General features: G+C 54.8%; 22 protein-coding genes. 13 read left to right on the top strand and 9 right to left on the bottom strand.

From position 1 onward, the window contains the following. Positions 1-131: 131 nt before the first annotated feature. The 7 genes from cyoE to EH206_RS16810 all read right to left on the bottom strand — a co-directional run bounded on the left by cyoE (position 132) and on the right by EH206_RS16810 (position 7,450). A complete protein-coding gene (gene cyoE, locus EH206_RS16840; RefSeq protein WP_009114025.1) occupies positions 132-1,019 on the bottom strand; it encodes a heme o synthase in 888 nt (295 codons plus the stop codon). Between the two features lie 14 nt (positions 1,020-1,033). Next, positions 1,034-1,366, bottom strand: coding sequence for a cytochrome o ubiquinol oxidase subunit IV (locus tag EH206_RS16835; protein WP_009114024.1), 333 nt, complete (start codon positions 1,364-1,366; stop codon positions 1,034-1,036). Then, entirely contained in the window at positions 1,366-1,980 is a 615-nt protein-coding gene (locus EH206_RS16830; protein WP_009114023.1) for a cytochrome o ubiquinol oxidase subunit III, read from the bottom strand. Before EH206_RS16830 ends, EH206_RS16835 begins: the two co-directional genes overlap by 1 nt. Next, entirely contained in the window at positions 1,970-3,961 is a 1,992-nt protein-coding gene (gene cyoB / locus EH206_RS16825) for a cytochrome o ubiquinol oxidase subunit I (protein WP_009114022.1), read from the bottom strand. Before cyoB ends, EH206_RS16830 begins: the two co-directional genes overlap by 11 nt. Before the next feature lie 4 nt (positions 3,962-3,965). Further along, complete coding sequence (cyoA, locus tag EH206_RS16820; protein ID WP_009114021.1) at positions 3,966-4,928, bottom strand: cytochrome o ubiquinol oxidase subunit II; 963 nt, start codon at positions 4,926-4,928, stop codon at positions 3,966-3,968. Between the two features lie 417 nt (positions 4,929-5,345). Further along, positions 5,346-6,821 carry a muropeptide MFS transporter AmpG gene (gene ampG / locus EH206_RS16815; RefSeq protein ID WP_009114020.1) on the bottom strand — a complete coding sequence of 492 codons (1,476 nt, stop codon included), beginning with the start codon at positions 6,819-6,821 and terminating at the stop codon, positions 5,346-5,348. Between the two features lie 50 nt (positions 6,822-6,871). After that, positions 6,872-7,450, bottom strand: coding sequence for a lipoprotein (locus EH206_RS16810; RefSeq protein WP_009114019.1), 579 nt, complete (start codon positions 7,448-7,450; stop codon positions 6,872-6,874). A 327-nt stretch (positions 7,451-7,777) separates the two neighbouring features. Between EH206_RS16810 and bolA the strand changes: the two genes are divergently transcribed. From bolA to EH206_RS16760, 9 genes are all read left to right on the top strand, one after another. Continuing rightward, positions 7,778-8,092 carry a transcriptional regulator BolA gene (bolA, locus tag EH206_RS16805; RefSeq protein WP_009114018.1) on the top strand — a complete coding sequence of 105 codons (315 nt, stop codon included), beginning with the start codon at positions 7,778-7,780 and terminating at the stop codon, positions 8,090-8,092. A gap of 301 nt (positions 8,093-8,393) precedes the next feature. Next, positions 8,394-9,704: a trigger factor gene (gene tig / locus EH206_RS16795; protein WP_009114017.1), complete on the top strand. Its 1,311-nt coding sequence runs from the start codon at positions 8,394-8,396 to the stop codon at positions 9,702-9,704. Between the two features lie 392 nt (positions 9,705-10,096). Further along, positions 10,097-10,720 carry an ATP-dependent Clp endopeptidase proteolytic subunit ClpP gene (gene clpP / locus EH206_RS16790; RefSeq protein WP_009114016.1) on the top strand — a complete coding sequence of 208 codons (624 nt, stop codon included), beginning with the start codon at positions 10,097-10,099 and terminating at the stop codon, positions 10,718-10,720. Positions 10,721-10,882: 162 nt separating this feature from the next. Next, positions 10,883-12,160, top strand: coding sequence for an ATP-dependent protease ATP-binding subunit ClpX (gene clpX, locus EH206_RS16785; RefSeq protein ID WP_009114015.1), 1,278 nt, complete (start codon positions 10,883-10,885; stop codon positions 12,158-12,160). A 191-nt stretch (positions 12,161-12,351) separates the two neighbouring features. Continuing rightward, positions 12,352-14,718, top strand: a complete 2,367-nt coding sequence (gene lon, locus EH206_RS16780; protein ID WP_009114014.1) for an endopeptidase La — start codon at positions 12,352-12,354, stop codon at positions 14,716-14,718. A gap of 198 nt (positions 14,719-14,916) precedes the next feature. Next, entirely contained in the window at positions 14,917-15,189 is a 273-nt protein-coding gene (hupB, locus tag EH206_RS16775; protein WP_005976031.1) for a nucleoid-associated protein HU-beta, read from the top strand. A gap of 254 nt (positions 15,190-15,443) precedes the next feature. Further along, a complete protein-coding gene (gene ppiD, locus EH206_RS16770; protein WP_009114013.1) occupies positions 15,444-17,327 on the top strand; it encodes a peptidylprolyl isomerase in 1,884 nt (627 codons plus the stop codon). 138 nt (positions 17,328-17,465) lie between these two features. Then, positions 17,466-17,828, top strand: a complete 363-nt coding sequence (locus EH206_RS16765; RefSeq protein WP_009114012.1) for a ComEA family DNA-binding protein — start codon at positions 17,466-17,468, stop codon at positions 17,826-17,828. A gap of 110 nt (positions 17,829-17,938) precedes the next feature. Then, on the top strand, positions 17,939-18,340 hold the full coding sequence (locus EH206_RS16760) for an acyl-CoA thioesterase (protein WP_009114011.1): 402 nt from the start codon (positions 17,939-17,941) through the stop codon (positions 18,338-18,340). Positions 18,341-18,369: 29 nt separating this feature from the next. Here the strand turns inward: EH206_RS16760 and queC are convergent, their stop codons facing one another. Then, positions 18,370-19,065: a 7-cyano-7-deazaguanine synthase QueC gene (gene queC / locus EH206_RS16755; RefSeq protein WP_009114010.1), complete on the bottom strand. Its 696-nt coding sequence runs from the start codon at positions 19,063-19,065 to the stop codon at positions 18,370-18,372. Between the two features lie 107 nt (positions 19,066-19,172). Next, positions 19,173-20,249 (bottom strand): PLP-dependent cysteine synthase family protein, encoded by a 1,077-nt coding sequence (locus EH206_RS16750; RefSeq protein ID WP_009114009.1) that lies wholly within the window; start codon positions 20,247-20,249, stop codon positions 19,173-19,175. 117 nt (positions 20,250-20,366) lie between these two features. On the opposite strand from EH206_RS16750, the gene EH206_RS16745 reads away from it, so the two are divergent. From EH206_RS16745 to glnK, 4 genes are all read left to right on the top strand, one after another. Further along, positions 20,367-20,828, top strand: coding sequence for an Lrp/AsnC family transcriptional regulator (locus EH206_RS16745; protein ID WP_009114008.1), 462 nt, complete (start codon positions 20,367-20,369; stop codon positions 20,826-20,828). Positions 20,829-20,904: 76 nt separating this feature from the next. Beyond that, the gene (locus EH206_RS16740) at positions 20,905-22,674 is read left to right on the top strand and encodes a SmdA family multidrug ABC transporter permease/ATP-binding protein (protein WP_009114007.1); all 1,770 of its coding nucleotides are present in this window, start codon (positions 20,905-20,907) and stop codon (positions 22,672-22,674) included. Continuing rightward, entirely contained in the window at positions 22,667-24,448 is a 1,782-nt protein-coding gene (locus EH206_RS16735; RefSeq protein WP_009114006.1) for a SmdB family multidrug efflux ABC transporter permease/ATP-binding protein, read from the top strand. The genes EH206_RS16740 and EH206_RS16735 overlap by 8 nt, the downstream gene beginning before the upstream one ends. 339 nt (positions 24,449-24,787) lie before the next feature. Beyond that, positions 24,788-25,126 (top strand): P-II family nitrogen regulator, encoded by a 339-nt coding sequence (gene glnK, locus EH206_RS16730; protein ID WP_009114005.1) that lies wholly within the window; start codon positions 24,788-24,790, stop codon positions 25,124-25,126. The last annotated feature ends 20 nt before the right edge of the window (positions 25,127-25,146 follow it).

The following is a 25,146-nucleotide window of genomic DNA, read 5'->3' as shown; positions in this document are numbered from 1 at the left end:
TTGCGTGATTTGCCATTGATGCCCGAGGAGTCACAGTCACCGAAAGTATGCTGGATTGGCTCCCTCCCCTGTGAAGGGGAGGGTTGGAGTGGGGTAAAAGCCGGAAGGTTTGGTTGCTCGGCGCGCCGTGATTAACGCAAATAGGTCAGCAGGGCTTCCCGCGCCGGCGCGATGGAGTCGACGGACATCATCACGCTCAGCGAGGTAATGGCGACAATGGAAAACATAAACAGCTTTTTCGCCCATACCCGGTCGTCATTGGCGTTTTTATAGCCTGACAACGCCATCCCCAGCCACCACACGCTGACCGCCGCGGCGACCACCAGATATTTGTAACCGGCGTAGCCGCCGAGAGACAGCATCAGGGTGGCGACCATAAACGCCAGAATATATAGCGTGATATGGTTCTTCGCCACGGAAATGCCTTTTACCACCGGCAGCACCGGAATATTGGCGGCCTGGTAATCCTTAAAGCGGAAAATGGCGATCGCGTAAGAGTGGGGCATCTGCCACAGGCTGAAAATCAGCAGCAAAATCAATGCTCCCGCATCAAACTGATTGCTGACGGCGCAGTAGCCGATAACCGGCGGCGCGGCGCCGGACAGGCTGCCGATCAGCGTGCCGTAAACCGAATGACGCTTCATATACAGGCTGTAAACGCCGACGTAAACCACGAAGCCCATCACCGCCAGCCACATGGCCAGCGGATTGGCGGCGATATACAGCAGCGCGAAGCCGGCAATACCCAGCAGAGAAGCGTAAACAAGGGTTACCTTCAGTGAGATCAGTCCCCTTACCAGAACCCGATTCTTGGTTCTCTCCATTTTTTTGTCGATATCGCGGTCGATAACGTTGTTGAATACGCAACCCGACGCAACCACCAGCGATACCCCAAACAGCGTGGAAAGAAACAGCGGGTAATCAATGCTGCCTTGCGCGGCGAGGAGAAATCCGCCGATAACAGAAATCAGATTACCGAAAATAATTCCCGGTTTGGTGACTTGCAGGTATTTAATCATCTTTTACGGCTCGGTTACTGGATCATCATGTTGGCGTGCGTGTTCCACATAATCCATATGGAACCGGCAACGACAATGGCGATAATCAGGACGGTAAACACAAGGGCCACCACGTTCCAGCGCTCTTCCGAGGCGGTGCTCAGATGCAGGAAGTACACCAGATGAACCAGAATCTGGATAACCGCACATCCCACGACGGTCAGTATGATGACGTTATGCGAGGCTGAACCGGCCATTACCATCGCAAAAGGGATCACGGTCAGGATAACGGACAGAACAAAACCTGTCAGGTAGGATTTGACGCTACCGTGGCTGGCGCCTGCATGATCGGTTGTTGAATGACTCATTACATCGCCCCCAGCAGATAAACAACGGTGAAGACACAAATCCATACCACGTCCAGGAAGTGCCAGAACAGGCTCAGGCACATCAGACGGGTTTTATTGACGGCGGTCAGTCCGCGACCGGCGACCTGCACCATCATAATGACAAGCCAGATCAGGCCGGCGGTAACGTGGACGCCGTGCGTGCCGACCAGCGCAAAGAACGCCGACAGGAAAGCGCTGCGATCCGGGCCGAAACCTTCGGCAATCAGGTGATGGAATTCATAGATTTCCATGGTGATAAACGCCAGACCGAACAGGAAGGTCAGCCCCAGCCAGAGGTTAACCTGCGACTTGTCGCCCTTGTTCATGGCGATCATCGCCATGCCGTAGGTAATACTGCTGAACAGCAGGACGAAGGTTTCCACCAACACGAAGGGCAATTCGAAAATGTCCTTCCCCGTCGGACCGCCCGCGGTACCATTAACCAGCACGGCATAGGTTGCGAACAGAGACGCAAAGAGTATGCAGTCGCTCATCAGGTAGATCCAGAAACCGAATACCTTGGTGGCTCCCGCATCGTGGTGCCCATGCTCGGCATGGGCTGCGCTATGGTTAGTCAGAGTTTCAGTTGACATGTTTCAGACCTGCTTTGCTGATTTGATCAAAATTCTGATTCTCGATTTTTTCGATTTCTTTAACCGGAACGTAGTAGTCAACGTCCTGATTAAAACTGTGCACGATCCAGGTCACGACCATTCCGGCAAAGCCGATAATCGCCAGCCACCAGATATGCCAAATCATGGCAAAGCCGAATACCAGACTGAAGGCGGAAATAATGACGCCCGCACCGGTATTTTTCGGCATATGAATCTCTTCATAGCCAGCAGGTTTCCGGTAGGCCTCGCCTTTCTCCTTGGCATCCCAGAATGCATCGCGATCGTCAACGAGCGGCACGGTGGCGAAGTTATAGAACGGCGCCGGAGACGAGGTGGACCATTCCAGCGTACGGCCGTCCCACGGGTCGCCCGTCAGGTCGCGGTTCTGGTGGCGATCGCGGATACTGACGTAGAACTGCATCACCTGGCACAGCACGCCGATACCGATCAGCAGCGCACCGACGGAAGCCACCACCAGCAGTGAATGGAACTCCGGGTTGATCTGCTGACCTAAGCGACGGGTCATACCCATAAAGCCCAGCACGTAGAGCGGCATAAAGGCAACGAAGAAGCCGATGATCCAGAACCAGAACGCGCGTTTACCCCAGGTTTCGTTCAGGGTGAAGCCGAAGGCTTTCGGGAACCAGTAAGTGATGCCGGCAAAGCAGCCGAACACTACGCCGCCGATGATCACATTATGGAAATGGGCGATCAGGAACAGGCTGTTATGCAACACGAAGTTGGCGCCCGGCACCGCCAGCAACACCCCCGTCATCCCGCCGATGGAGAAGGTGACGATAAAGCCGATTGACCACAGCATGGTGGAGTGAGACTGAATGCGGCCCTGATACATGGTGAACAGCCAGTTGAATATTTTCACCCCGGTGGGGATGGAAATAATCATCGTGGCGATACCGAAGAATGCGTTGACGTTGGCGCCCGAGCCCATGGTAAAGAAATGGTGCAACCAAACGACGAACGACAGTATGGTAATGGCGATAGTCGCCCACACCAGCGAGGTGTAGCCAAACAGGCGTTTTTTACAGAATGTGGCGACCACTTCCGAATAGATACCGAATACCGGCAGTACCAGAATATAAACCTCAGGATGACCCCAGGCCCAGATCAGGTTGATGTACATCATCATGTTGCCGCCCATATCGTTGGTAAAGAAATGGGTGCCGAGGTAACGGTCCAGCGTCAGCAGCGCGATGGTTACGGTCAGTATCGGGAATGCGGCGATAATCAGTACGTTGGTGCACAGCGCCGTCCAGGTAAAGACCGGCATTTTCATCAGCGACATGCCCGGCGCGCGCATTTTCATAATGGTGGCGAAGAAATTGACGCCGGTCAGCGTGGTGCCCAGACCGGATATCTGCAAACTCCATATCCAGTAATCGACCCCGACGCCGGGGCTGTACTCCTTGCCGGAGAGCGGCGGATAAGCCACCCAGCCCGTCTGGGCGAATTCGCCTACGCCGAGAGAGATGTTGATCAGAATCACCCCGGCCACGAACAGCCAGAAACTCAACGAGTTCAGGAAAGGGAAGGCGACGTCGCGGGCGCCGATTTGCAAAGGAACCGCCAGGTTCATCAACCCCACCACAAACGGCGTCGCCACGAAGAAAATCATGATCACGCCGTGCGCGGTAAAGATCTGATCGTAGTGGTGGGCGTTGAGGAAGCCGGCTTCGCCGGCGGAGGCCAGAACCTGTTGACCACGCATCATGATGGCATCGGCAAAACCGCGCAGCATCATCACCAGAGCGACGATGACATACATAATGCCGATCTTTTTATGGTCTACGGAGGTGAACCATTCCGTCCATAACCATTTCCATTTACCGAAATAGGTTATTGCCGCCAGCAGCGCCAGGCCGCCGACGATGATCCCCGCCACGGTAACCATGATAATGGGTTCATGATACGGAATTGCATCGAGTGTAAGTTTTCCGAACATCGTATTATCCCTCGGCTCCTTGGTGCGAGCTATGCTCGCCCATGTTCATACCCTCATCGTGCCGCATGTTTTCATCGTGTTTTATGCCTTCACCATGATGCTGCATGTTCATGTCGTGGCCTGTGAATTTGAGAATGATTTTTCTAAACAAATCCGGTTGAACGCTAGAGAAATATTCCACTGGATGGTATTCACTCGGCTGAGCCAGCTTATTGAACTCATCCATGCTGTTGAGCGTTTTGGACGAGGCGCGAACGTTCGCCACCCACTGGTCGAACTCCTGCTGGCTTGGCGTGGCGATGGCGGTAAACTTCATGCCGGAAAAGCCTTTTCCGCTGTAGGCGCCGGATATACCGTCATATTTTCCCGCTTCATTGGCAATCAGATGCAGCTTGGTCTGCATACCGGCCATAGCATAGATTTGCCCGCCGAGACGAGGGATGAAAAACGAGTTCATCACGGAATCGGAGGTGATCTTGAATGCAACCGGCACGTTTGCCGGGAAAGCAAGCTCGTTAACGCTGGCGATGCCCAGGTCCGGGTAGACGAACAGCCATTTCCAGTCAAGGGAAATCACTTCGACATTGACGGGTTTAACGTCTGATTCCAAAGGCTTGTAAGGATCAAGCGAATGGGTCGTCTTCCAGGTAATCGCGGCAAGAATAACGATTATGATTATTGGCACTGTCCAGACAACGGCTTCGATCTTGTTGGAGTGGGACCAATTGGGAGTGTACTTTGCCTTCTCATTGGAAGCTCTGAACTTCCAGGCGAAAGCGATGGCCATGATAATGACGGGAACAACAACGATCAGCATCAGGCCGATGGCCGTCAGTATTAACGATCGTTGCTCCAACCCGACCTGTCCTTTGGGATTCATCAATGCCATATCGCAGCCGCTGAGCAATGCTGTAGCTGCAAATAAAGACAACATCCCAAAAATTCTATTGTATTTCCTGAGTCTCATCTAGCGACCTCAATTACAAGGGCTCTATTGTCATTTTACGCGAGCGGGCATTTTACGGGAAGGTTACTGTACTGTAAACATGATTAAGGCTATGTCAGTCGGTTGTTGCTGCTTTTGGCATTGAATGTCACAAAGACAGCGGTAAATAAAAAATGACATTTAAAAACAGGTAATTATCGTTTTACCCAGGCAAAAGTATGGATTGATAATAAAAAATTACAACCCTTAACGACTTTTATTTTCCAGCGAGCAGAAATTTTTGCTACAGAGCACACTTGGCTCAAAAAACAAAATTATTTCGTACCAAATGTTTGCGCTGTGAAATAAATCATTTCCTTACCAGACTATTAAGAAAAAAATAATTTAATAAGGGGATAACAGCGCATAATAAGGCGCTGTTATCCCCTTGGCCGTCGCTCAGTTGGCGGGGGGGCGCAGCGAGAGATAATCCAGCAGGCTGCCCAGCACAATGCCCAGCAGCGCCAGTCCGCCCCCCGCCATCAGCAGGTAATCGGCCAGCAGCGGCAGGGCCGTCCACTCCATGGCATTGGTTGCCAGCAGCGCCAGCCACAGCCCCAGCAGGCACGAACCGACGGCGAGCGTGCGCAACGCCGCGGCGTAATAGCGGGGAAAGGTGTTGCGCAACAGAAACGCGTCGGTTTTTTGCGTGTATTCCAGCGTCCCGCGGCAGACCGCTAGAAGAAACAGGCCCGGCAAGGCGGCGGCGATGGAGAACAGATAAAACCACGCCCAGCCGTGCGCTTCGACAAACCAGCCGGCGATGGGGCCGACATACACCCGTCCCACCGCGGAAAGGGCCGAAAGCAAGGCAAACTGCGTCGCGGAAAAAGATTTGTGGCACAGCGTCATTAATAGCGCCACGAACGCCGCAGTTCCCATCCCGCCGCACAGGTTTTCCAGAAAAACGGCGCCGGCCATGGTGAACATATTTTTATCGGTGATGGCCAACAGCCAGTAGCCGGCGTTGGAAACCGCCTGCAGAATGCCGAACAGCATCAACGCCCTGAACAAGGTCAGCCGCTGCATCAGCAATCCGCCATAAACCGCGCCGACAATGGTGGCGAACAACCCCAGCGTTTTGTTGACCAGGCCAACGTCGCCGGCGTTAAAGCCGACGCCGCGAATAAGGAAGGTGGTGGTCAAACTGACGGCGAAAGCGTCGCCTAATTTGTACAGCACGATCAACAGTAAAATCAGCCAGGCGTTGTTGCGGCCGAAAAAGTCGCGTAAGGGCGCAACGATGGCCTGTTCCATGGTGCGGGGAGCGGGATGGCTGTTATGCGGCTCCGGCGCCAGCAGGGTGGAAAACACGCCGATGAGCATTAATCCCGCCATCAGCCAGTACGTCGCCTGCCAGCCCAATAACCGGTCGGCCATCCACAGGGCAAGGCCGCCCGAGACCAGCATGGCCAGCCGATAGCCCAATACCGAAACCGCGGCCCCGGTTCCGCGCTCTTTGGGGGGGAGCAGGTCGGTTTTGTAGGCATCAAAAACGATATCCTGCGAGGCCGAGCAGAAAGCCACCAGCACCGCCAGCGCGGCCAGCCACCACAGGTGGTCCGCCGGATTCATAAACCCCATGGCGATAATCGCTCCACCCAGCGAGAGCTGGCTGAGCAGCAGCCATCCCCGGCGCCGGCCGAGAAAAGGCGGGGTATAGCGATCCATCAGCGGCGACCACAGAAATTTGAATACGTACGCCTGACCGACCAAAGAGAAAAATCCGATGGTTTTCAGGTCGACATTTTCCACCGTCATCCAGGCTTGCAGCGTGCCGGAGGTTAACGCCAGCGGTAAACCGGAGGCAAAACCCAGCAACAGCAGGAACAGTGAATTACGCTGGCTGAACAGATTTACGATACGACTAAGCATGAAAGGTCCTTTCCCTTGCTCCGAAGAGCAAAGGAAGCGGAATAAAAAGATTAACGGGCGTTTTCTTTAATAAAGGTACTGACGCTGGTGTCTTGCGCCATCTCGTTGATCACATCGGCCAGCACCGTGTTGACGGCGTTGGTAATATTCTGATTATTCGCGGTGAAAGCGCCCTGGACGCTGTAGGTCGCCCGATAGTTTTTCACCTGTTTATTGCCGTTGTTGGCCTGCGCGAGAATAGAGATATCGGCCTTGGTGGTGATGCTGTAGCGCAGGTTGCCTTCGGATACGTCAGCATACAGGTTGTTGACCACGATCTGTAAAGCCACCGGGCCGCCGGTGCCGATCATATAGCCACGGGCGGTCATCTGTTTTTCCAGCGCCTCCTGCAACAGGAAACGCAGGTCGCGTGATGGCGTCAGGGTAATCAGCTGTCCGTCGCGGTTAACCTTCGCCAGCGCCTGGTCGGCGCGCTGGTCGGCGCCGTTGATGCTGATGGTGATGCCCATCAGCGTCGGATCCTGCGCGGGCAGGCCGATCTGCGGCGTAATATTGAGGGTATTACTCTTGGTTGCGCAACCTGCAAGCAACAATACGGCCAGAAGCGGGAAAAATAGTTTTTTCAACATGGGTATTTTCTCGGTAATGATTAGGGTGGTGAGCTGATAAAATTTGCTGATATCATATCATCGCCGCGGTCCGGGGAAAGAGCGAGTGGCGGTAAATTGTTCTGAAATTTGTCTTTTTCATGTCATTGCGCGGGCAGAAATCGCTTTTCATCACTTCCGCGCCGCCGAAAATTTGACATTGCATTGCTGTTTATTAGCTATCGGCAGCCGCGTCGCAGGGCTATAACAGTTTGAAAAACAGCTAAGATTGAAGGGTGCAGGGGCATGTCAAGCCGCCTGCGATGCCGAGCTGATAGCGAACTTTTCCAAAGCCGAAAGGGTAGCCGTATGATGCGTAAAACGATAGAAGAAAAATTGCGTGTGGAATTCGAACCGCTCCACCTGGAGGTAATAGATGAGAGCTATCGTCACAATGTGCCCGCGGGCTCGGAAAGCCATTTCAAGGTGGTGATCGTCAGCGAGCGGTTTGCGGGGGAGCGGGTGTTGGGGCGCCACCGGGCCATTTACGCCATACTGGCCGCGGAATTGGCGAGTACGGTGCACGCCCTGGCGCTGCATACCTACACGGTAAAGGAGTGGGGGAGTTTGCATAATAGCGTGCCATCCTCCCCGCCCTGCGGCGGCGCCGGCATCACCTCGTAATCATCGCTATAACCCGTTGCGCAACGGGTTATTGATATAAAGTGCGTATGCCCCGTTGAATAGTCCGCCCGCCGTCCTCGACTCATCCTATCTATATCGCTATAATGCCGCGTCTATTTTTCCGGAATGTATTCGGGACGCTTCTGACTACAGGGAACAGGGCTGGCAACAACATGACGGCCGTCCCGGTTCTGTGAGGCTTTTTTCAACCAGGCGCCTCCCGGCACGGGTCGAAAGGGCTTTGCTGTTGTGAGAATAGTTTTGGGGTTGACCGAGCACTGTGATTTTTTGAGGTAACAAGATGCAAGTTTCTGTTGAAACCACTCAAGGCCTTGGGCGCCGTGTAACGATTACCGTGGCTGCCGACAGCATTGAGAGTGCGGTTAAGAGCGAGCTGGTCAACGTGGCCAAAAAAGTACGTATTGACGGTTTTCGCAAAGGCAAAGTGCCGATGAATATTGTTGCTCAGCGTTATGGTGCCTCCGTGCGTCAGGATGTGCTGGGCGATTTGATGCAGCGTAATTTCGTTGATGCCATCATCAAGGAAAAGATTAACCCGGTCGGCGCGCCGAACTACGTTCCGGGCGAATACAAACTGGGCGAAGACTTCACTTACTCCGTTGAGTTTGAAGTCTATCCGGAAGTGGAACTGAAAGCGCTGGACGCCATCGAAGTCGAAAAGCCGGTGGTTGAAGTCACCGAAGCCGATGTCGACGGCATGCTGGAAACGCTGCGTAAGCAACAGGCTACCTGGAAAGAAACCGATCGCGCCGCCGCGGCGGAAGATCGCGTGACCATCGATTTCACCGGTTCCATCGACGGTGAAGAGTTCGAAGGCGGTAAAGCGTCCGATTTCGTGCTGGCGATGGGCCAGAGCCGCATGATCCCGGGTTTTGAGGACGGCGTCGTCGGCCACAAGGCCGGTGAAGAATTCACCATCGACGTCAACTTCCCGGAAGACTACCACGCGGAAAACCTGAAAGGTAAAGCGGCCAAATTCGCCATCGTCCTGAAGAAAGTGGAAGAGCGCGAGCTGCCTGAGCTGACCGAAGAGTTTATCAAGCGTTTCGGCGTGGAAGACGGGACTCAGGAAGGCCTGCGCGCCGAAGTTCGCAAGAATATGGAGCGCGAGCTGAAAGGCGCGGTGCGTAACCGGGTAAAAACCCAGGTTCTCGACGGCCTGGTCAAGGCAAATGAAATCGACGTTCCCGCCGCGCTGATCGACGGCGAAATTGACGTTCTGCGCCGTCAGGCCGCGCAGCGTTTCGGCGGCAACGAAAAGCAGGCGCTGGAACTGCCGCGCGAACTGTTCGAAGAACAGGCCAGGCGTCGCGTGGTTGTCGGCCTGTTGCTGGGCGAAGTGATCAGCACCAACGAGCTGAAAGCTGACGAAGAACGGGTTAAAGCGTTGATCGAAGAGATGGCTTCCGCGTATGAAGATCCGCAGGAAGTCATCGAATTCTACAGCAAGAACAAAGAGCTGCTGAATAATATGCGTAACGTCGCCTTGGAAGAACAGGCGGTTGAAGCGCTGCTCGCCAATGCCAAAGTGGTTGAGAAATCCGTCAGTTTCAATGAATTGATGAATCAGACGCAGACAACAGCGGCATAAGCAGCGTTCCGCTGCCGTATCCGGGAGCGTCGTTTCCCGGTCAACAAAGCCCGTGGCCTTCCGGCTCGGGCTTTTTTATATTTGCCTGGTATCGGTAACCATCAGTTGGCCAGTTGGCGGTAAAACGCGATGGCTTAAACTGCACTACTATAAAAGAGCGGGTAAAAGCCGGCTGCTGATAACGCTTTAATATAAAACAATCGATAGTGTAAGCTTGAAAAGCGGAACGGCTACCCCCAGTAAGTGAACAGAGAAGTCCGTCATCCAGGGAACTCTGGTGAATCCTGTTGTCCCACAGATGAGCGAACCAATGCATGAGCATGGTCATCGTCATTTATCTCAAGTAGAATCGGGTAATAACGGTGCGGACGTATTTTATCTAGGAGACGTGAATGTCATACAGTGGCGAACAAGAAACACAAGCACCCCACATGGCCCTGGTGCCGATGGTGGTTGAGCAAACCTCGCGTGGGGAGCGTTCTTACGATATCTATTCCCGTCTGCTGAAAGAACGGATAATCTTCCTGACCGGCCAGGTGGAAGATTATATGGCGAACCTGATTGTGGCGCAGATGCTGTTTCTGGAAGCCGAAAATCCGGAAAAAGACATTTTCCTTTACATTAACTCTCCGGGGGGCGTGATTACCGCCGGGATGTCCATCTACGACACCATGCAGTTTATCAAGCCGGACGTCAGCACCATCTGTATGGGACAGGCTTGCTCCATGGGGTCGTTCCTGCTGGCGGCGGGCGCGAAAGGCAAACGTATCTGCCTGCCCAACTCACGGGTAATGATTCACCAGCCGCTGGGGGGATTCCAGGGGCAGGCGACGGATATTGAAATTCACGCCAAAGAGATATTGAAAGTAAAAGCCAGAATGAATGAATTGCTGGCGAAACATACGGGTCAGCCTCTTGAAGTGATAGAAAGAGACACGGAGCGCGACCGTTTCCTCTCCGCCAACGAGGCGGTAGACTACGGCCTGGTGGATTCCGTATTCACTAATCGTGCATGACGCTCCGCTATGTTGGCGGTTAATAGTGGCTGGAAAAGCAGTGTTCGACCGATGGTCTGCGGTGCGATTTTTTTTGCGCGTATTGGCTATAATATCGGCGTTTGCTGTAGCGATATTGCTGTGGCTGGCCTGCGGGCAAAAGACTAAGAAGAGGTTTGACTCATGACAGATAAGCGCAAAGACGGTTCAGGGAAGTTGCTGTACTGTTCTTTCTGCGGCAAAAGCCAGCATGAAGTACGCAAGCTGATTGCCGGGCCGTCAGTGTATATCTGCGATGAATGTGTTGACTTGTGTAACGACATTATTCGCGAAGAAATTAAAGAAGTGTCTCCGCATCGCGAGCGCAGCGCGTTGCCGACGCCGCATGAGATCCGTCGCCATCTCGACGACTATGTCATCGGCCAGGAACAGGCCAAGAAAGTGCTGGCCGTCGCGGTATACAACCACTATAAGCGCTTACGCAACGGCGACGTCGCCAGCAACGGCATTGAACTGGGCAAAAGCAACATTCTGCTCATCGGCCCGACCGGCAGCGGTAAAACCCTGCTGGCTGAAACCCTGGCGCGTTTTCTGGACGTGCCGTTCACCATGGCGGATGCCACCACCCTGACCGAAGCGGGTTATGTGGGCGAGGACGTCGAGAACATCATCCAGAAACTGCTGCAGAAGTGTGATTACGACGTGCAGAAAGCGCAGCGCGGGATTGTTTATATCGATGAAATCGACAAAATTTCACGCAAGTCCGACAACCCGTCTATCACCCGCGACGTGTCCGGCGAAGGCGTCCAGCAGGCGCTGCTGAAGCTGATCGAAGGCACCATCGCCGCCGTTCCGCCGCAGGGCGGACGCAAGCATCCGCAGCAGGAGTTTTTGCAGGTGGACACCTCCAAGATCCTCTTTATTTGCGGCGGCGCTTTTGCCGGTCTGGATAAGGTCATCGAGCAGCGCACCGACACCGGGCGCGGCATCGGTTTTGGAGCGACGGTAAAAGGCAGCGCTGAAAAAGCGACGGAAGGCGAGCTGCTGGGCCAGGTTGAGCCGGGCGATCTGATTAAATTCGGTCTGATCCCTGAATTTATCGGTCGTTTGCCGGTGGTGGCAACCTTGAGGGAACTGAGCGAAGACGCGCTGATCCAGATTCTGCGCGAGCCGAAAAACGCGCTGACCAAGCAGTATCAGGCGTTGTTCAACCTGGAAGGCGTCGATCTGGAGTTTCGTGACGAGGCCCTGACCGCTATCGCCAAAAAAGCGATGGCGCGTAAAACCGGCGCCCGCGGTCTGCGCTCAATCGTGGAAGCCGCATTGCTGGAAACCATGTACGATCTGCCGTCGCTGGAGAGCGTTGATAAGGTCGTTATTGATGAGTCGGTGATTGCCGGCCAGTCTGAGCCTCTGCTGATCTACGGCAAGCCGGAAGCGCAGCAGGCCTCCGGCGAATAATTAGCCAAACAAACCGTCATGCAAGACAAAAATGGGGGATTTTATCCCCCATTCGCTTTTACGCGGGTACTGGTCGTTGAATGTAAGATATTTATCCCCATATACTCGAATACCTATTTGGTGAAACCCGTGAAGATCGCGTTTCACGAGATTCCCTTAACCTGGCGGAAACGAAACTAAGAGAGAGCTCTATGAACCCTGAGCGTTCCGAACGCATTGAAATCCCCGTATTGCCGCTGCGCGATGTGGTGGTTTATCCGCACATGGTGATTCCGTTGTTTGTTGGTCGGGAGAAGTCAATTCGGTGCCTTGAAGCCGCGATGGATCATGATAAAAAGATCATGCTGGTGGCGCAGAAAGAGGCCTCAACGGATGAGCCAAGCATTAACGATCTTTTCTCGGTAGGGACGGTAGCCTCGATTCTTCAAATGCTGAAACTGCCGGACGGCACGGTGAAAGTGCTGGTCGAAGGTTTGCAGCGCGCGCGTATTACCACATTGTCCGACAGCGGCGAACATTTCGCCGCGCAGGCGGAGTATCTGGATTCCCCGGCCATTGACGAGCGTGAGCAGGAAGTATTGATGCGCACGGCGATCAATCAGTTCGAGGGATATATCAAGCTGAACAAAAAGATCCCGCCTGAAGTCCTGACGTCGCTCAACAGCATTGAAGACGCCGCGCGCCTGGCGGATACCATCGCCGCGCATATGCCGCTGAAATTGACGGATAAGCAGTCCGTACTCGAAATGTCCGATATTACCGAGCGGTTAGAGTATCTGATGGCGATGATGGAATCCGAAATTGACCTGTTGCAGGTTGAGAAGCGGATCCGCGGTCGCGTCAAGAAGCAGATGGAAAAAAGCCAGCGCGAGTACTATCTGAATGAGCAAATGAAGGCGATTCAGAAAGAACTCGGCGAAATGGATGATGCGCCGGATGAACATGAAGCGCTGAAGCGCAAGATTGAAGCGGCAAAAATGCCCAAGGAAGCGCGCGAAAAAACCGAAGCGGAACTGCAAAAGCTGAAGATGATGTCGCCGATGTCCGCTGAGGCCACCGTGGTGCGCAGCTATATTGACTGGATGGTGCAGGTTCCCTGGAATGCCCGCAGCAAAGTGAAGAAAGACCTGCTCAAGGCGCAGGAAATGCTGGATACCGATCATTACGGCCTTGAGCGCGTGAAGGAACGCATTCTGGAGTATCTGGCGGTGCAGAGCCGGGTCAGCAAGATCAAAGGGCCTATCCTGTGTCTGGTGGGGCCGCCGGGGGTGGGGAAAACCTCGCTGGGGCAGTCCATCGCCAAAGCCACCGGACGCCAGTACGTGCGTATGGCGTTGGGCGGGGTGCGCGACGAGGCGGAAATCCGCGGTCACCGCCGCACCTATATCGGTTCCATGCCGGGCAAGCTGATCCAGAAGATGGCGAAGGTCGGGGTGAAAAACCCGCTGTTCCTGTTGGACGAAATCGACAAGATGTCCTCCGATATGCGCGGCGATCCCGCGTCGGCGTTGCTGGAGGTGCTCGATCCGGAACAGAACGTGGCGTTTAACGATCACTATCTGGAAGTGGATTACGACCTGTCGGACGTGATGTTTGTCGCCACCTCCAACTCGATGAATATTCCGGCTCCGCTGCTCGACCGTATGGAGGTGATCCGTCTTTCCGGCTATACCGAAGACGAAAAGCTGAACATCGCCAAGCAGCACCTGTTGCCGAAACAGATTGAACGCAACGCGTTGAAGAAAAGCGAGCTGTCGGTGGAGGACAGCGCGATTGTCGGCATTATCCGCTATTACACCCGTGAAGCCGGGGTGCGTAATCTGGAGCGCGAAATCTCCAAGCTGTGCCGCAAAGCGGTAAAAACGCTGTTGATGGATAAATCCGTCAAACACATCCGGATAACGGGCGATAACCTTAAGGATTTCCTTGGGGTACAGCGTTTCGACTACGGCCGGGCGGACGAAGAAAACCGCGTCGGCCAGGTCACCGGCCTGGCGTGGACGGAAGTGGGCGGCGACCTGCTGACCATCGAAACGGCCTGCGTACCGGGTAAAGGCAAACTGACCTACACCGGTTCGCTGGGTGAAGTGATGCAGGAATCGATTCAGGCGGCGCTTACCGTGGTGCGCGCCAGAGCCGAGAAGCTGGGTATCAATGCGGATTTCTATGAAAAACGCGATATTCACGTTCACGTTCCTGAAGGGGCGACGCCGAAAGACGGTCCCAGCGCGGGGATTGCGATGTGTACCGCGCTGGTCTCCTGTTTGACGGGGAATCCGGTACGCGCCGACGTGGCGATGACAGGCGAAATCACCTTGCGGGGGTTGGTGCTGCCCATCGGCGGCCTGAAAGAGAAGCTGCTGGCGGCGCATCGCGGCGGCATCAAAACGGTATTGATACCGGATGACAACAAGCGCGATCTGGAAGAGATCCCGCAAAATGTGATTGCCGATCTGGATATCCATCCGGTGAAGCGCATTGAGGAAGTTCTGGCGTTAGCGTTGGTGAATGCGCCCTATGGCATGCAGGTGGTTAGCGCCACCGCCAAGGCAAAATAGTGACCTATCGCATAAACCCTTGAGAAAATCAGCGCTGGTAAGTTAAATCGTGCTTGCCAGCCTTTTTTTGTACCGCTAAGTTAGAGCACTGTTGGTTTTAGCGGTAATTTGCTAAGGTCTGACAGGATTGATATAAAGTTGGGTGTCGTGTTTTGGGAAATTTCAGCGCGACCGTAGAATTCCAGAGGGGATGAGAGAGTGAACAAGTCACAATTGATCGACAAAATTGCCGCAGATGCTGACATTTCCAAAGCGGCGGCAGGGCGTGTGTTAGATGCGATTATTGGTTCCGTTACCGAGTCTCTGAAAGAAGGGGACGATGTTGCTTTGGTTGGTTTTGGTACTTTCTCAGTGCGTGAACGCGCTGCGCGTACCGGCCGCAACCCGCAAACGGGTAAAGAAATCAGCATTCCGGCAGCTAAAGTACCCGGTTTCCGTGCTGGTAAGACACTGAAAGACGCCGTTAACTGATTATTCCGTCACCGGTTTTGCGGGCAACACGCCGTGTTGCCAAACATTACCTGACGCAACGATATTGGTAAGGTAAGATACGGGGCGCATCATTTTATGATGTGCCTTTTTTTATCGGGGGCAATTCAGGTTACTATTGTCAGACCAAGTTTAAACGCGCCCTGACCTTGTTTGTGGGCTTTACAATCAAGGGAAGCTTGGCTTAGGCCGGCGCGGGGAGTGTCACCCATTCTACAGCGGAGTGTTGTCACATTATGATGGACAATTTACGCGCGGCCGCTAATAACGTCGTGCTGAAAATTATTCTAGCCTTGATTATCGCATCATTCGTTTTAACCGGCGTCGGCGACTATCTTATCGGCGGTTCCGGAGACTATGCGGCAAAGGTTAACGGGCAGGAAATTACCCGGGCTCAGCTTGAGCAGGCCGTACAGAACGAGCGCAGTCGCCAGCAGGAGGCGCTGGGTGAGAATTTTTCTCTGCTGGCGAGCAATGACGGCTATATGCAGCAGCTGCGCAGACAGTCTCTCGCGCAGCTGATTGATGAAGCCCTGCTGGATCAGTATGCCGACAAACTGGGACTGAATATCAGCGATGAGCAAGTCAAGCAGGCGATTTTTGCCGTCCCGGCATTTCAAACCGACAATCGTTTCGATAATGAAAAATACCTGGCTCAGGTTCGTCGCCTGGGGCTGACGCCGGATGCGTACGCGCAGCTGTTGCGCAAGCAACTGACCTCACAGCAGCTTATTCGCGGGTTTGGCAATACCGAGTTCCTTTTGCCGCAGGAGATCGACAATCTGGTGAAACTGGCGGCGCAGGATCGGGTCGTCCGCCTGGCGACGATTGATATTTCCGCCAGAGCCGGGGCGCAAAACGTTTCCGATGACGAAGTCCGCAGCTATTACGAGCAGAATCAGGCGCGTTTCCTGGCGCCGGAAGCGTTCAAGGTCAGCTATATCACCCTCGACGCGGCGGCCATAATGGATAAAGTCACCGTCACCGATGCGGACATCGACGATTTTTATGAAAAAAATAAAAATGATTACACTCAGCCCGAGCGCAAAAAATTCAGCGTTATTCAGGTGAAAACCGAAGCCGATGCGCAGTCGGTGCTGGATGCCCTGAAACAGGGCGCGGATTTTGCCGCGCTGGCGCAGGAAAAGTCGACGGATGTCATCTCGCGCCGCAATGGCGGTGATTTGGGCTGGATGGATGAAAATTCCACCATTGACGAGCTTAAGCAGGCCGGGCTGACGGAAAAAGGGCAGCTATCCGCGGCGATAAAATCCTCCGTGGGATATTTGATCGTGCGCCTTGACGATATTCAACCGCAGCAGGTTAAGCCGCTGAGTGAAGTCCGCGATGATATTGCCGCCAAAGTGAAGCATGAAAAAGCGCAGGACGACTATTACGCGCTGCAGCAAAAAGTCAGCGAAGCCGCCAGCAACGACAACGAGTCTCTGGCTTCCGCCGAAGAGGCCGCCGGTGTGAAAGCAACGCAGACCGACTGGTTTACCCGTGAGCAGGTTCCCGCGGTATTGAATTTCCAGCCGGCCACACAGGCCATTTTTGATGGCGGATTGGCGGGTGAGAACGGTGAGCCGGGAAGTAACTCCGATGTGATCAACGTCGATGGCGATCGCGCTTTCGTGATTCGCATCACCGATCATAAGGCGGAAAGCACCCGACCGCTGGATCAGGTACGCGACCAGGTGATAGAGACGGTGAAACGTCAGAAAGCGGAACAGCAGGCGCGGGTAGAGGCGGAAAAGATTCTGGCTGCACTGAAACAAGGTAAGGATGAGGCGTTGAAAGCCGCCAATCTGAGCTTCGGCGAGCCAAAAACCCTCTCATCCGTATCTCAGGGCGATGCCATGGCGGAGTCCATTTTCGCCCTGCCGCATCCCCAGGACAAAGATAAGCCGTCTTACGGCATTTCTCAGGACCAGGTCGGCAACGTGGTTTTGGTGGCGCTGGACAGCGTTACGCCGCATCAACTGACCGAGCAACAGCAAACGCAGTTTGCCAATCAGATCCAGCAAAGTTCCGTTGGTTCGCTGTTTGACGCCTTGCTAAGCAGTTTGCGTAGCGAAGCCAAAATCAAGATGGGCGGCGCGGCTCAGGAACAGCAATGAGTTACGCATAAATTTGCAAATTGCTGCAACGGGAAAAGGCCGCTTTCGCGGCCTTTTCCACATTCCGCCAAAGCCATTTGCGATGCCGTCCCGCCTGCGGCAAGGTAGCCATGCTGTCAAACACATGGAGGAAACAGCATGAGAAAGTCAGGAGTGAAGGCGCTTTGCGTGATCGTTGGGTTGAGTCTGGTCGGGCTGTCGCCGTTGGTTCAGGCGGCTGCGCCAACGGAAAACGCCGGGGGAGCGGCGCAGTCGGCGCCGGTGGCGCAAAAGACGGAAAAAGCGCTGCTTCCCGCGGCGGATGAAGATGAAGTAAGCATTAATTTGGCGACCGCGCAGGAGTTGGCGGAGGCGATGAACGGCGTCGGCATTAAAAAAGCTGAGGCAATCGTCAATTATCGTCAACAAAACGGTCCTTTCACCCAGATAGAGCAGTTGCAGGAAGTGCCGGGGATTGGCGCGGCTTTACTGGAGCGTAATCTGTCGCGCTTGAAATTGTGATGCTTTTCGCAACCGGGTGGTGAAACAAGCTACCGGTTGCGAACCTTCAGCTAGGCTGGATCTCAGAACCTATAGGCTGTTCGAGTCTTCCGTCGCAGGAGTAGGGATTTATGCAGACTTTCATCACCGTGCGTGGTTACCACATCGATGTTTACCAGCACGTTAATAACGCTCGTTATCTCGAGTTTCTGGAAGAGGCGCGTTGGCAATGGCTGCAGAAGTCGGCGCTTTTCGACTGGATGACGAGCCACCGTATCGCTTTTGTGGTGGTGAATATCAATATCAACTATCGCCAACCGGCGGTGTTGGGGGATGAACTGCGTATTGACGGCATATTGCTGAAGATCGGCGCCAGAAGCGGGACCATCAGCCAGACCGTTACTCGCGTCGCCGATAACGCTATTATCGCGGATGCGACGCTGACGTTTGTCTGCATCGATCTTGTCAGTCAACGGGCCTTGCCGCTGGAAGGGCCGCTGCTGGAGCACCTGGACGCTATCCGTCAGGCGTAGGCCGGGTGGTCTGGCGGTGTGGCGTGCTGCTATTGCAGGCCGCTTTTCTGTTTGAGCGCCGCCATAACGCCCGCGGGATCGCGGCGGTACTGTTCGAGTCCGTTGGCGCGCAGACGACAGGCGGCGCACTGGCCGCAACCCTCGCCTTTAATCCCGTTGTAGCAGGTCAACGTGTGGTCGCGAACGGTTTCCAACTGCTGGTAATAGTCCGCCAGCGCCCAGGTTTCCGCCTTGTTGAGCCACATCAGCGGCGTAACGAAACGGATATCGCGCGCAGTGCCCAGTACCACGGCATGATTCAATGCCTTGATAAATTCATCGCGACAGTCGGGGTAGCCGGAAAAATCCGTTTCGCACACGCCGGTGATCACCGCCTGCGCGCCAACCTGATAGGCATAGATGGCGGCCAGCGTCAGGAACAGGATATTCCTCCCCGGTACAAAGGTGCTGGGCAGCCCTTGCGACTCGCTATCATAGTCAGGGACGGGAATGTTTTCACGCGTCAGGCTGCTGGCGGCCAGTTCATTCAGCAGGCCGGCGTCCAGCACCTTATGCGCGGTGGCGCCAAGTCGCCGCGCCAGCGCTCTGGCGATATCGATTTCCGCGCGGTGACGTTGACCGTAATCGAAGGTAATACAGTGAACGTCATCATACTGTTTCAGGGCCTGGATCAGGCAGGTTGTGGAGTCTTGTCCACCGCTAAAAACGACGACAGCACGCTTCATTTTTCATTCACCTTGACGCATTCGGGCCTCAATGCGGACAGGATGCCCCGAGGCGTAAAGCCGCTATGTTACCTGAAAAACCGTCGCCGTTCAGCGGGTAATGTCGCTCACGCCGTCCTGGATTGCGCGGCGGGACGGCATGCTGCTCCGCTATGCAAAATGTCCAGATAAGGGGTGAGATCGCCGATGTTATTTGCCACCCAGTCGCTGTGGTAATAAGTATCCAGATAACGTTCGCCGCTGTCGCACAGCAGCGTAACAATGGCGCCCTGTTTACCCTGGGCCTTCATCTGTTTCGCCAGTTGCAGCATGCCCCAGACGTTGGTGCCGGTGGATGCGCCGACTTTGCGACCCAGAATGCCTTCCAGCCAGTAGAGGGTGGCGATGCTGGCCGCATCGGGAACGCGCATCATGCCGTCAATGACGTCGGGAATAAATGAGGGTTCCGCCCGCGGGCGGCCGATACCTTCAATACGACTGGCGCATTTGCCGGTAATGGCGCGATCGCGCCGTTGATAGCAGTCGTAGAAAACGGAGTTTTCCGGATCGACCACCACCAGTTGGGTATTCAGTCCCTGATAGCGGATATAGCGCCCCAGGGTGGCGGAGGTGCCGCCGGTTCCCGCGCCCATCACAATGTAGTCTGGAACGGCATAGGGTTCCCGCGACATCTGGCGATAAATACTGTCGGCGATATTATTGTTGCCGCGCCAGTCGGTTGCCCGTTCGGCATAGGTGAACTGATCCATATAATGGCCGTTAAGCTTCTTGGCCAACTGCTCGGATGCCGCATAGATCTGCCCGGCCTGTTCGACGAAATGACAACTGCCGCCATAAAAAGCGATTTGTTCTATTTTTCGTCTGGCGGTGCAGGCGGGCATAACGGCGATAAAGGGTAATCCCAGCAGGCGGGCGAAATAAGCCTCTGATACCGCGGTGCTGCCGGATGAAGCCTCGACGATCGGCGTCCCTTCTTTTATCCAGCCGTTGCATAGGCCGTAGAGGAATAGAGAGCGGGCCAGGCGGTGTTTCAGGCTGCCGCTGGGGTGGGTGCTTTCGTCTTTTAAATAGCAGTAAATCCCTGGATACTCCGCCAAGGTCAGCCGAATAAGGTGCGTATCGGCCGAACGTTGAAAATCGGCTTCTATGGCGCGGATAGCATTTTTTACCCAGGTGTTGGTCATGATTCGTTCCGTTTTGACGATAATGACGGTTAGCTTAGCGAGTTTTTCGGGAAAAAAGATTGCTTTTTTATCTCCAAATGGGGGAAATTGGAGAAAAGTTTTCTATGGTATGGCGCTATGATAGATAAAATAGATCGCACGCTATTGGGGTTACTGCAACAGGACTGTACGCTTTCCCTGCAAACGCTGGCCGAGTCGGTGAATCTGACCTCGACGCCCTGCTGGAAAAGGCTGAAGAGGCTGGAAGAAGAGGGCTATATCCGCGGTCGGGTGGCGCTGCTGGATAACGAGCGTCTGGGATTGGGGCTGACCGCCTTTGTGCTACTGAAAACTCAGCAGCACAACAGCGTCTGGTATCAAACCTTTACCAGCGTGGTGTCGGAAATGCCCGAAGTATTGTCTTTCTATCGCATGGCCGGAGAGTATGATTATCTGATGCAGGTGCAGGTCGCTGATATGAAAAGCTATGATGATTTTTATAAGCGGCTGGTAAACGGCATTCCCGGGTTGGTGGACGTGACGTCCAGCTTCGCCATGGAGCGCATCAAGTACACCACCGCGCTGCCGTTATCATTGTAATTCATCAACCATCGGCTTTCTGTATAATCATTTTTCCGGGTTCATTCACCCCTCTGAATATTGGAATCAAAACTGCGTGAGACTGTTTGCTCAACTAGGCTGGTTTTTTCGTCGTGAATGGCGGCGCTATATCGGCGCGGTGGCATTGCTAATCGTGATTGCTGTTTTGCAACTGCTCCCTCCCAGACTGGTTGGCGTGGTGGTCGATGGCGTCACGCAACGCAATATGCCCACGGCCGAGATGATGCAGTGGATCGGCGTTATGCTGCTGACCGCGGTGATGGTTTATCTGCTGCGGTGCGTCTGGCGGGTGTTGCTGTTTGGCGCGGCCTATCAATTGGCGGTCGAACTGCGCGAAGATTTTTATCGTCAGCTCAGCCGTCAGCATCCCGCTTTCTATTTACGCCACCGTACCGGCGATTTGATGGCCCGCGCCACCAATGATGTGGACCGCGTGGTGTTCGCCGCCGGCGAAGGGGTGCTGACGCTGGTCGATTCACTGGTGATGGGGTGCGCCGTGCTGGTGGTCATGTGTACCCAGATAAGCTGGCAACTGACGTTGCTGGCGCTGCTGCCGATGCCGGTTATGGCGCTGATTATCAAACATTATGGTACGCAGCTGCACCAGCGTTTTAGATTGGCTCAGGCGGCATTTTCCTCGCTGAACGATCAGGCCCAGGAAGGACTGACCAGCATTCGAATGATTAAATCGTTTGGTCTGGAAGACTATCAGTCGGCGCGTTTTGCGCAGGTTGCGGCGGATGCGGGCGCCAAAAATATGTACGTCGCCCGGGTTGATGCGCGTTTTGACCCCACCATTTACATCGCCATCGGGTTGTCGCATATGCTGGCCATCGGCGGCGGCAGTTGGATGGTGATCAACGGTTCGTTGACGTTGGGGACATTGACCAGTTTTGTTATGTACCTTGGGTTGATGATATGGCCGATGCTGGCGTTGGCCTGGATGTTCAATATCGTCGAGCGCGGAAGCGCCGCGTATGGCCGTATTCGCCAACTGTTGGCGGAGGAGCCAGTCGTGAGGGACGGCACGCAATCTTTGCCGGCCGAGCGTGGCGCGCTAGAGGTTAATATTGATGCGTTTCATTACCCTGAGAGTCCGCGCGGGGTACTGAAAGATCTGCGCTTTACGCTCAAGCCGGGGAAGGTGCTGGGGCTGTGCGGGCCTACCGGTTCCGGCAAAAGTACGCTGCTGGCGCTTATTCTTCGCCACTTCGATATTGAGTCGGGGGATATTCGCTATCACAACCTCCCCTTGTCGCACATTCAGCTGGATGAACTGCGTCACCGTTTTGCCGTCGTGGGGCAAACCCCTTTCCTGTTTTCCGATACCGCCGCCCGCAATATCGCCCTGGGACGGCCCGACGCTACCCGGCAGCAGATAGAGCAGGCCGCCCGGCTTGCCAGCGTGCACGAGGATATTCTGCGCTTGCCGCAGGGATATGACACCGAAGTGGGGGAGCGCGGCGTTATGCTGTCCGGCGGTCAGAAGCAGCGTATCGCCATCGCCCGGGCGCTGTTGCTTGACGCGGAAATTCTGATTCTGGATGACGCCTTGTCCGCCGTTGACGGGCGAACGGAGCATCGCATTCTGCGCAATCTTAAGCAGTGGGGCGGACAGCGAACGTTGATTATCAGCGCCCATCGGCTCTCCGCGTTAACGGAGGCGGACGAGATCCTGGTCCTGCAGCACGGACATGCCATCCAGCGCGGCGGCCATCGCGAGCTGGTGGCGCAATCCGGCTGGTATCGGGATATGTACCGTTATCAACAGTTGGAAGCCGCGCTGGATGACGCGTCGCCGGCCGAAGGGGAAAAGGATGAATAGCCCGCGCAAGCTCTGGCCGACGTTAAAACGGCTGCTGGCCTATGGCTCACCGTGGCGCAAGCCGTTGGCGCAGGGCGTCGTGATGCTCTGGGTGGCCGCCGCCGCCGAGGTTTCCGGCCCGGTTTTGGTGAGTTACTTCATCGACCATCTGGTGGCGCAGGGGGAGTTTCCGCTGGCGTTGGCGGCGGGACTGGCCTCGGCTTATCTGCTGTTGCAGATTTTGGCGGCGGCGCTGCACTATTTCCAGCGGCTATTGTTTAACCGGGTGGCGGTCGGGGTGGTGCAGCAGCTGCGTATCGACGTTATGGATGCGGCGTTGCGTCAGCCGCTCAGTACTTTTGATACCCAGCCGGTAGGTCAGCTGATATCGCGCGTCACCAACGACACCGAGGTGGTGAAGGATCTTTACGTCATGGTGGTGTCGACGGCCTTGCGCAGCGCGGCGCTGATTAGCGCCATGCTGGTGGCGATGTTCAGCCTGGATTGGCGGATGGCGCTGGTGGCCCTGACTATTTTCCCGGCGGTGCTGATCGTTATGCTGATCTATCAGCGTTACAGTACGCCGATTGTGCGTCGGGTACGCAGCCATCTGGCGGATATCAACGACGGCTTCAATGAAGTTATCAACGGCATGGGCGTGATTCAGCAATTTCGCCAGCAGGCCCGATTTGGCGAACGGCTGGGCGGCGCCAGCCGGGAGCATTATCGGGCGCGCATGCAGACGCTGCGCCTTGACGGGTTCCTGTTACGCCCGTTGCTCAGCCTGTTTTCCGCCATGGTGCTATGCGGTCTGTTACTGCAATTTGGTTTTAGCGCCGTGGGATCGGTCGGCGTCGGCGTGCTGTATGCGTTTATCAATTACCTGGGGCGTCTAAATGAACCGCTAATTGAACTGACCACTCAGCAGTCCATGCTGCAGCAGGCGGTGGTGGCCGGCGAGCGCATCTTTGAGCTGATGGACGGCGTGAAGCAAGGCTACGGCGGCGATGGGCGTATGCTTACTCAGGGGGGCGTGGAGATCGACGACGTCTCCTTCTCTTATGGTAGCGGCAAAAACGTCTTGCAACATATTTCCCTGACTATCCCCGCGCGGGGGTTCGTGGCGCTGGTAGGGCATACCGGCAGCGGCAAAAGCACCCTGGCCAATCTGCTGATGGGGTATTATTCGCCGGATAAAGGCGAAATTCGTCTGGATGGACGTCCGCTGCAAACCTTGTCGCATCAGGTATTGCGCCAGAATGTCGCCATGGTGCAGCAGGATCCGGTGGTGCTGGCCGAATCCATGTATACCAACGTCACACTGGGCCGCGATATCGGCGAAGAGGAAGTATGGCGGGTGCTTGATATTGTGCAGCTATCCGAATTGGTGCGTTCGTTCCCCGAGGGGCTGCATACCCGCATTGGGGAGCAGGGAAACACTTTGTCCGCCGGGCAGAAGCAGCTACTGGCGATCGCCAGAGTGCTGGTGCAAACCCCCAGGATCCTGATATTGGATGAAGCCACGGCGAATATTGATTCCGGTACGGAACAGGCGGTGCAGAAAGCGCTGAGCATTATCCGCGACCAAACGACGCTGATCGTCATCGCTCACCGGCTATCGACGATCGTTGAGGCCGACGCCATTATGGTGCTCCACCACGGACAGATCGTCGAACGGGGCACCCATGAGCAGTTGCTGCGTCGGCAGGGGCGTTATTATCAGATGTATCAGCTGCAGCTGGCGGGAGAAGAACTGGCGGTTACGCTGACTAATGAGTCCGTGGTTGTACCGTGACCGGATGCACTCATAAGCACAAGCGAAAAGCAGAGGCAGCCGGTTGCTTCGCACCATCACCAAGCATATTCATGCGGTTTTTCGTCTTCATGCACTGAAATTACGCGCAATGCACTATATTGGTGCGTTGCGCGCCCCGCTTTTTTGGTTTTTTTTCCCCATAGATGATTTTTCACCCGGTTAACCGACCTGAACCGCGTTCTTTGCGCTGATATCCATGGGATAAATCATTTATGGCACACCCTTTGCTTTATTTAGCGCGTGAAGATAATCCGAAATGAGAGTAATCCGAGATAGCGGCGGGCGAAAGCCTGAACTTAACGGTTAGGGGGATGATGAATGAAACTGGTTACTGTGGTGATAAAACCATTCAAGCTGGAGGATGTGCGTGAGGCCTTGTCTTCCATTGGCATTCAGGGACTTACCGTCACTGAAGTGAAGGGGTTTGGACGTCAGAAAGGGCATGCCGAGCTGTATCGCGGTGCGGAATACAGCGTTAATTTTTTGCCGAAAGTGAAAATCGATATTGCGATTGCCGATGATCAACTGGACGAAGTCATTGATGTCATCAGCAAAGCGGCCTATACCGGAAAAATTGGTGACGGTAAGATTTTTGTTGCTGAGTTACAAAGGGTTATTCGTATTCGTACTGGCGAAACTGACGAAGCCGCACTTTAACACCTGGCTTAGATGCGTAA

The sequence above is a fragment of the Brenneria nigrifluens DSM 30175 = ATCC 13028 genome (assembly GCF_005484965.1).
Taxonomy (GTDB): domain Bacteria; phylum Pseudomonadota; class Gammaproteobacteria; order Enterobacterales; family Enterobacteriaceae; genus Brenneria; species Brenneria nigrifluens.
The sequence above is the reverse complement of the archived record's forward strand: the minus strand, read 5'-3'. Positions and strand labels throughout refer to the sequence as shown.

Excerpts from the sequence above, each read along its gene's own strand:
- EH206_RS16745 (WP_009114008.1), top strand. The coding sequence starts at position 20,367 with ATGATAGATAAAATAGATCGCACGCTATTGGGGTTACTGCAACAGGAC.
- cyoE (WP_009114025.1), bottom strand. The coding sequence starts at position 1,019 with ATGATTAAATACCTGCAAGTCACCAAACCGGGAATTATTTTCGGTAAT.
- EH206_RS16835 (WP_009114024.1), bottom strand. The coding sequence starts at position 1,366 with ATGAGTCATTCAACAACCGATCATGCAGGCGCCAGCCACGGTAGCGTC.
- ppiD (WP_009114013.1), top strand. The coding sequence starts at position 15,444 with ATGATGGACAATTTACGCGCGGCCGCTAATAACGTCGTGCTGAAAATT.
- clpX (WP_009114015.1), top strand. The coding sequence starts at position 10,883 with ATGACAGATAAGCGCAAAGACGGTTCAGGGAAGTTGCTGTACTGTTCT.
- tig (WP_009114017.1), top strand. The coding sequence starts at position 8,394 with ATGCAAGTTTCTGTTGAAACCACTCAAGGCCTTGGGCGCCGTGTAACG.
- queC (WP_009114010.1), bottom strand. The coding sequence starts at position 19,065 with ATGAAGCGTGCTGTCGTCGTTTTTAGCGGTGGACAAGACTCCACAACC.
- EH206_RS16765 (WP_009114012.1), top strand. The coding sequence starts at position 17,466 with ATGAGAAAGTCAGGAGTGAAGGCGCTTTGCGTGATCGTTGGGTTGAGT.
- ampG (WP_009114020.1), bottom strand. The coding sequence starts at position 6,821 with ATGCTTAGTCGTATCGTAAATCTGTTCAGCCAGCGTAATTCACTGTTC.
- cyoA (WP_009114021.1), bottom strand. The coding sequence starts at position 4,928 with ATGAGACTCAGGAAATACAATAGAATTTTTGGGATGTTGTCTTTATTT.
- cyoB (WP_009114022.1), bottom strand. The coding sequence starts at position 3,961 with ATGTTCGGAAAACTTACACTCGATGCAATTCCGTATCATGAACCCATT.
- EH206_RS16810 (WP_009114019.1), bottom strand. The coding sequence starts at position 7,450 with ATGTTGAAAAAACTATTTTTCCCGCTTCTGGCCGTATTGTTGCTTGCA.
- EH206_RS16750 (WP_009114009.1), bottom strand. The coding sequence starts at position 20,249 with ATGACCAACACCTGGGTAAAAAATGCTATCCGCGCCATAGAAGCCGAT.
- EH206_RS16830 (WP_009114023.1), bottom strand. The coding sequence starts at position 1,980 with ATGTCAACTGAAACTCTGACTAACCATAGCGCAGCCCATGCCGAGCAT.
- bolA (WP_009114018.1), top strand. The coding sequence starts at position 7,778 with ATGATGCGTAAAACGATAGAAGAAAAATTGCGTGTGGAATTCGAACCG.
- glnK (WP_009114005.1), top strand. The coding sequence starts at position 24,788 with ATGAAACTGGTTACTGTGGTGATAAAACCATTCAAGCTGGAGGATGTG.
- lon (WP_009114014.1), top strand. The coding sequence starts at position 12,352 with ATGAACCCTGAGCGTTCCGAACGCATTGAAATCCCCGTATTGCCGCTG.
- clpP (WP_009114016.1), top strand. The coding sequence starts at position 10,097 with ATGTCATACAGTGGCGAACAAGAAACACAAGCACCCCACATGGCCCTG.
- EH206_RS16735 (WP_009114006.1), top strand. The coding sequence starts at position 22,667 with ATGAATAGCCCGCGCAAGCTCTGGCCGACGTTAAAACGGCTGCTGGCC.
- EH206_RS16760 (WP_009114011.1), top strand. The coding sequence starts at position 17,939 with ATGCAGACTTTCATCACCGTGCGTGGTTACCACATCGATGTTTACCAG.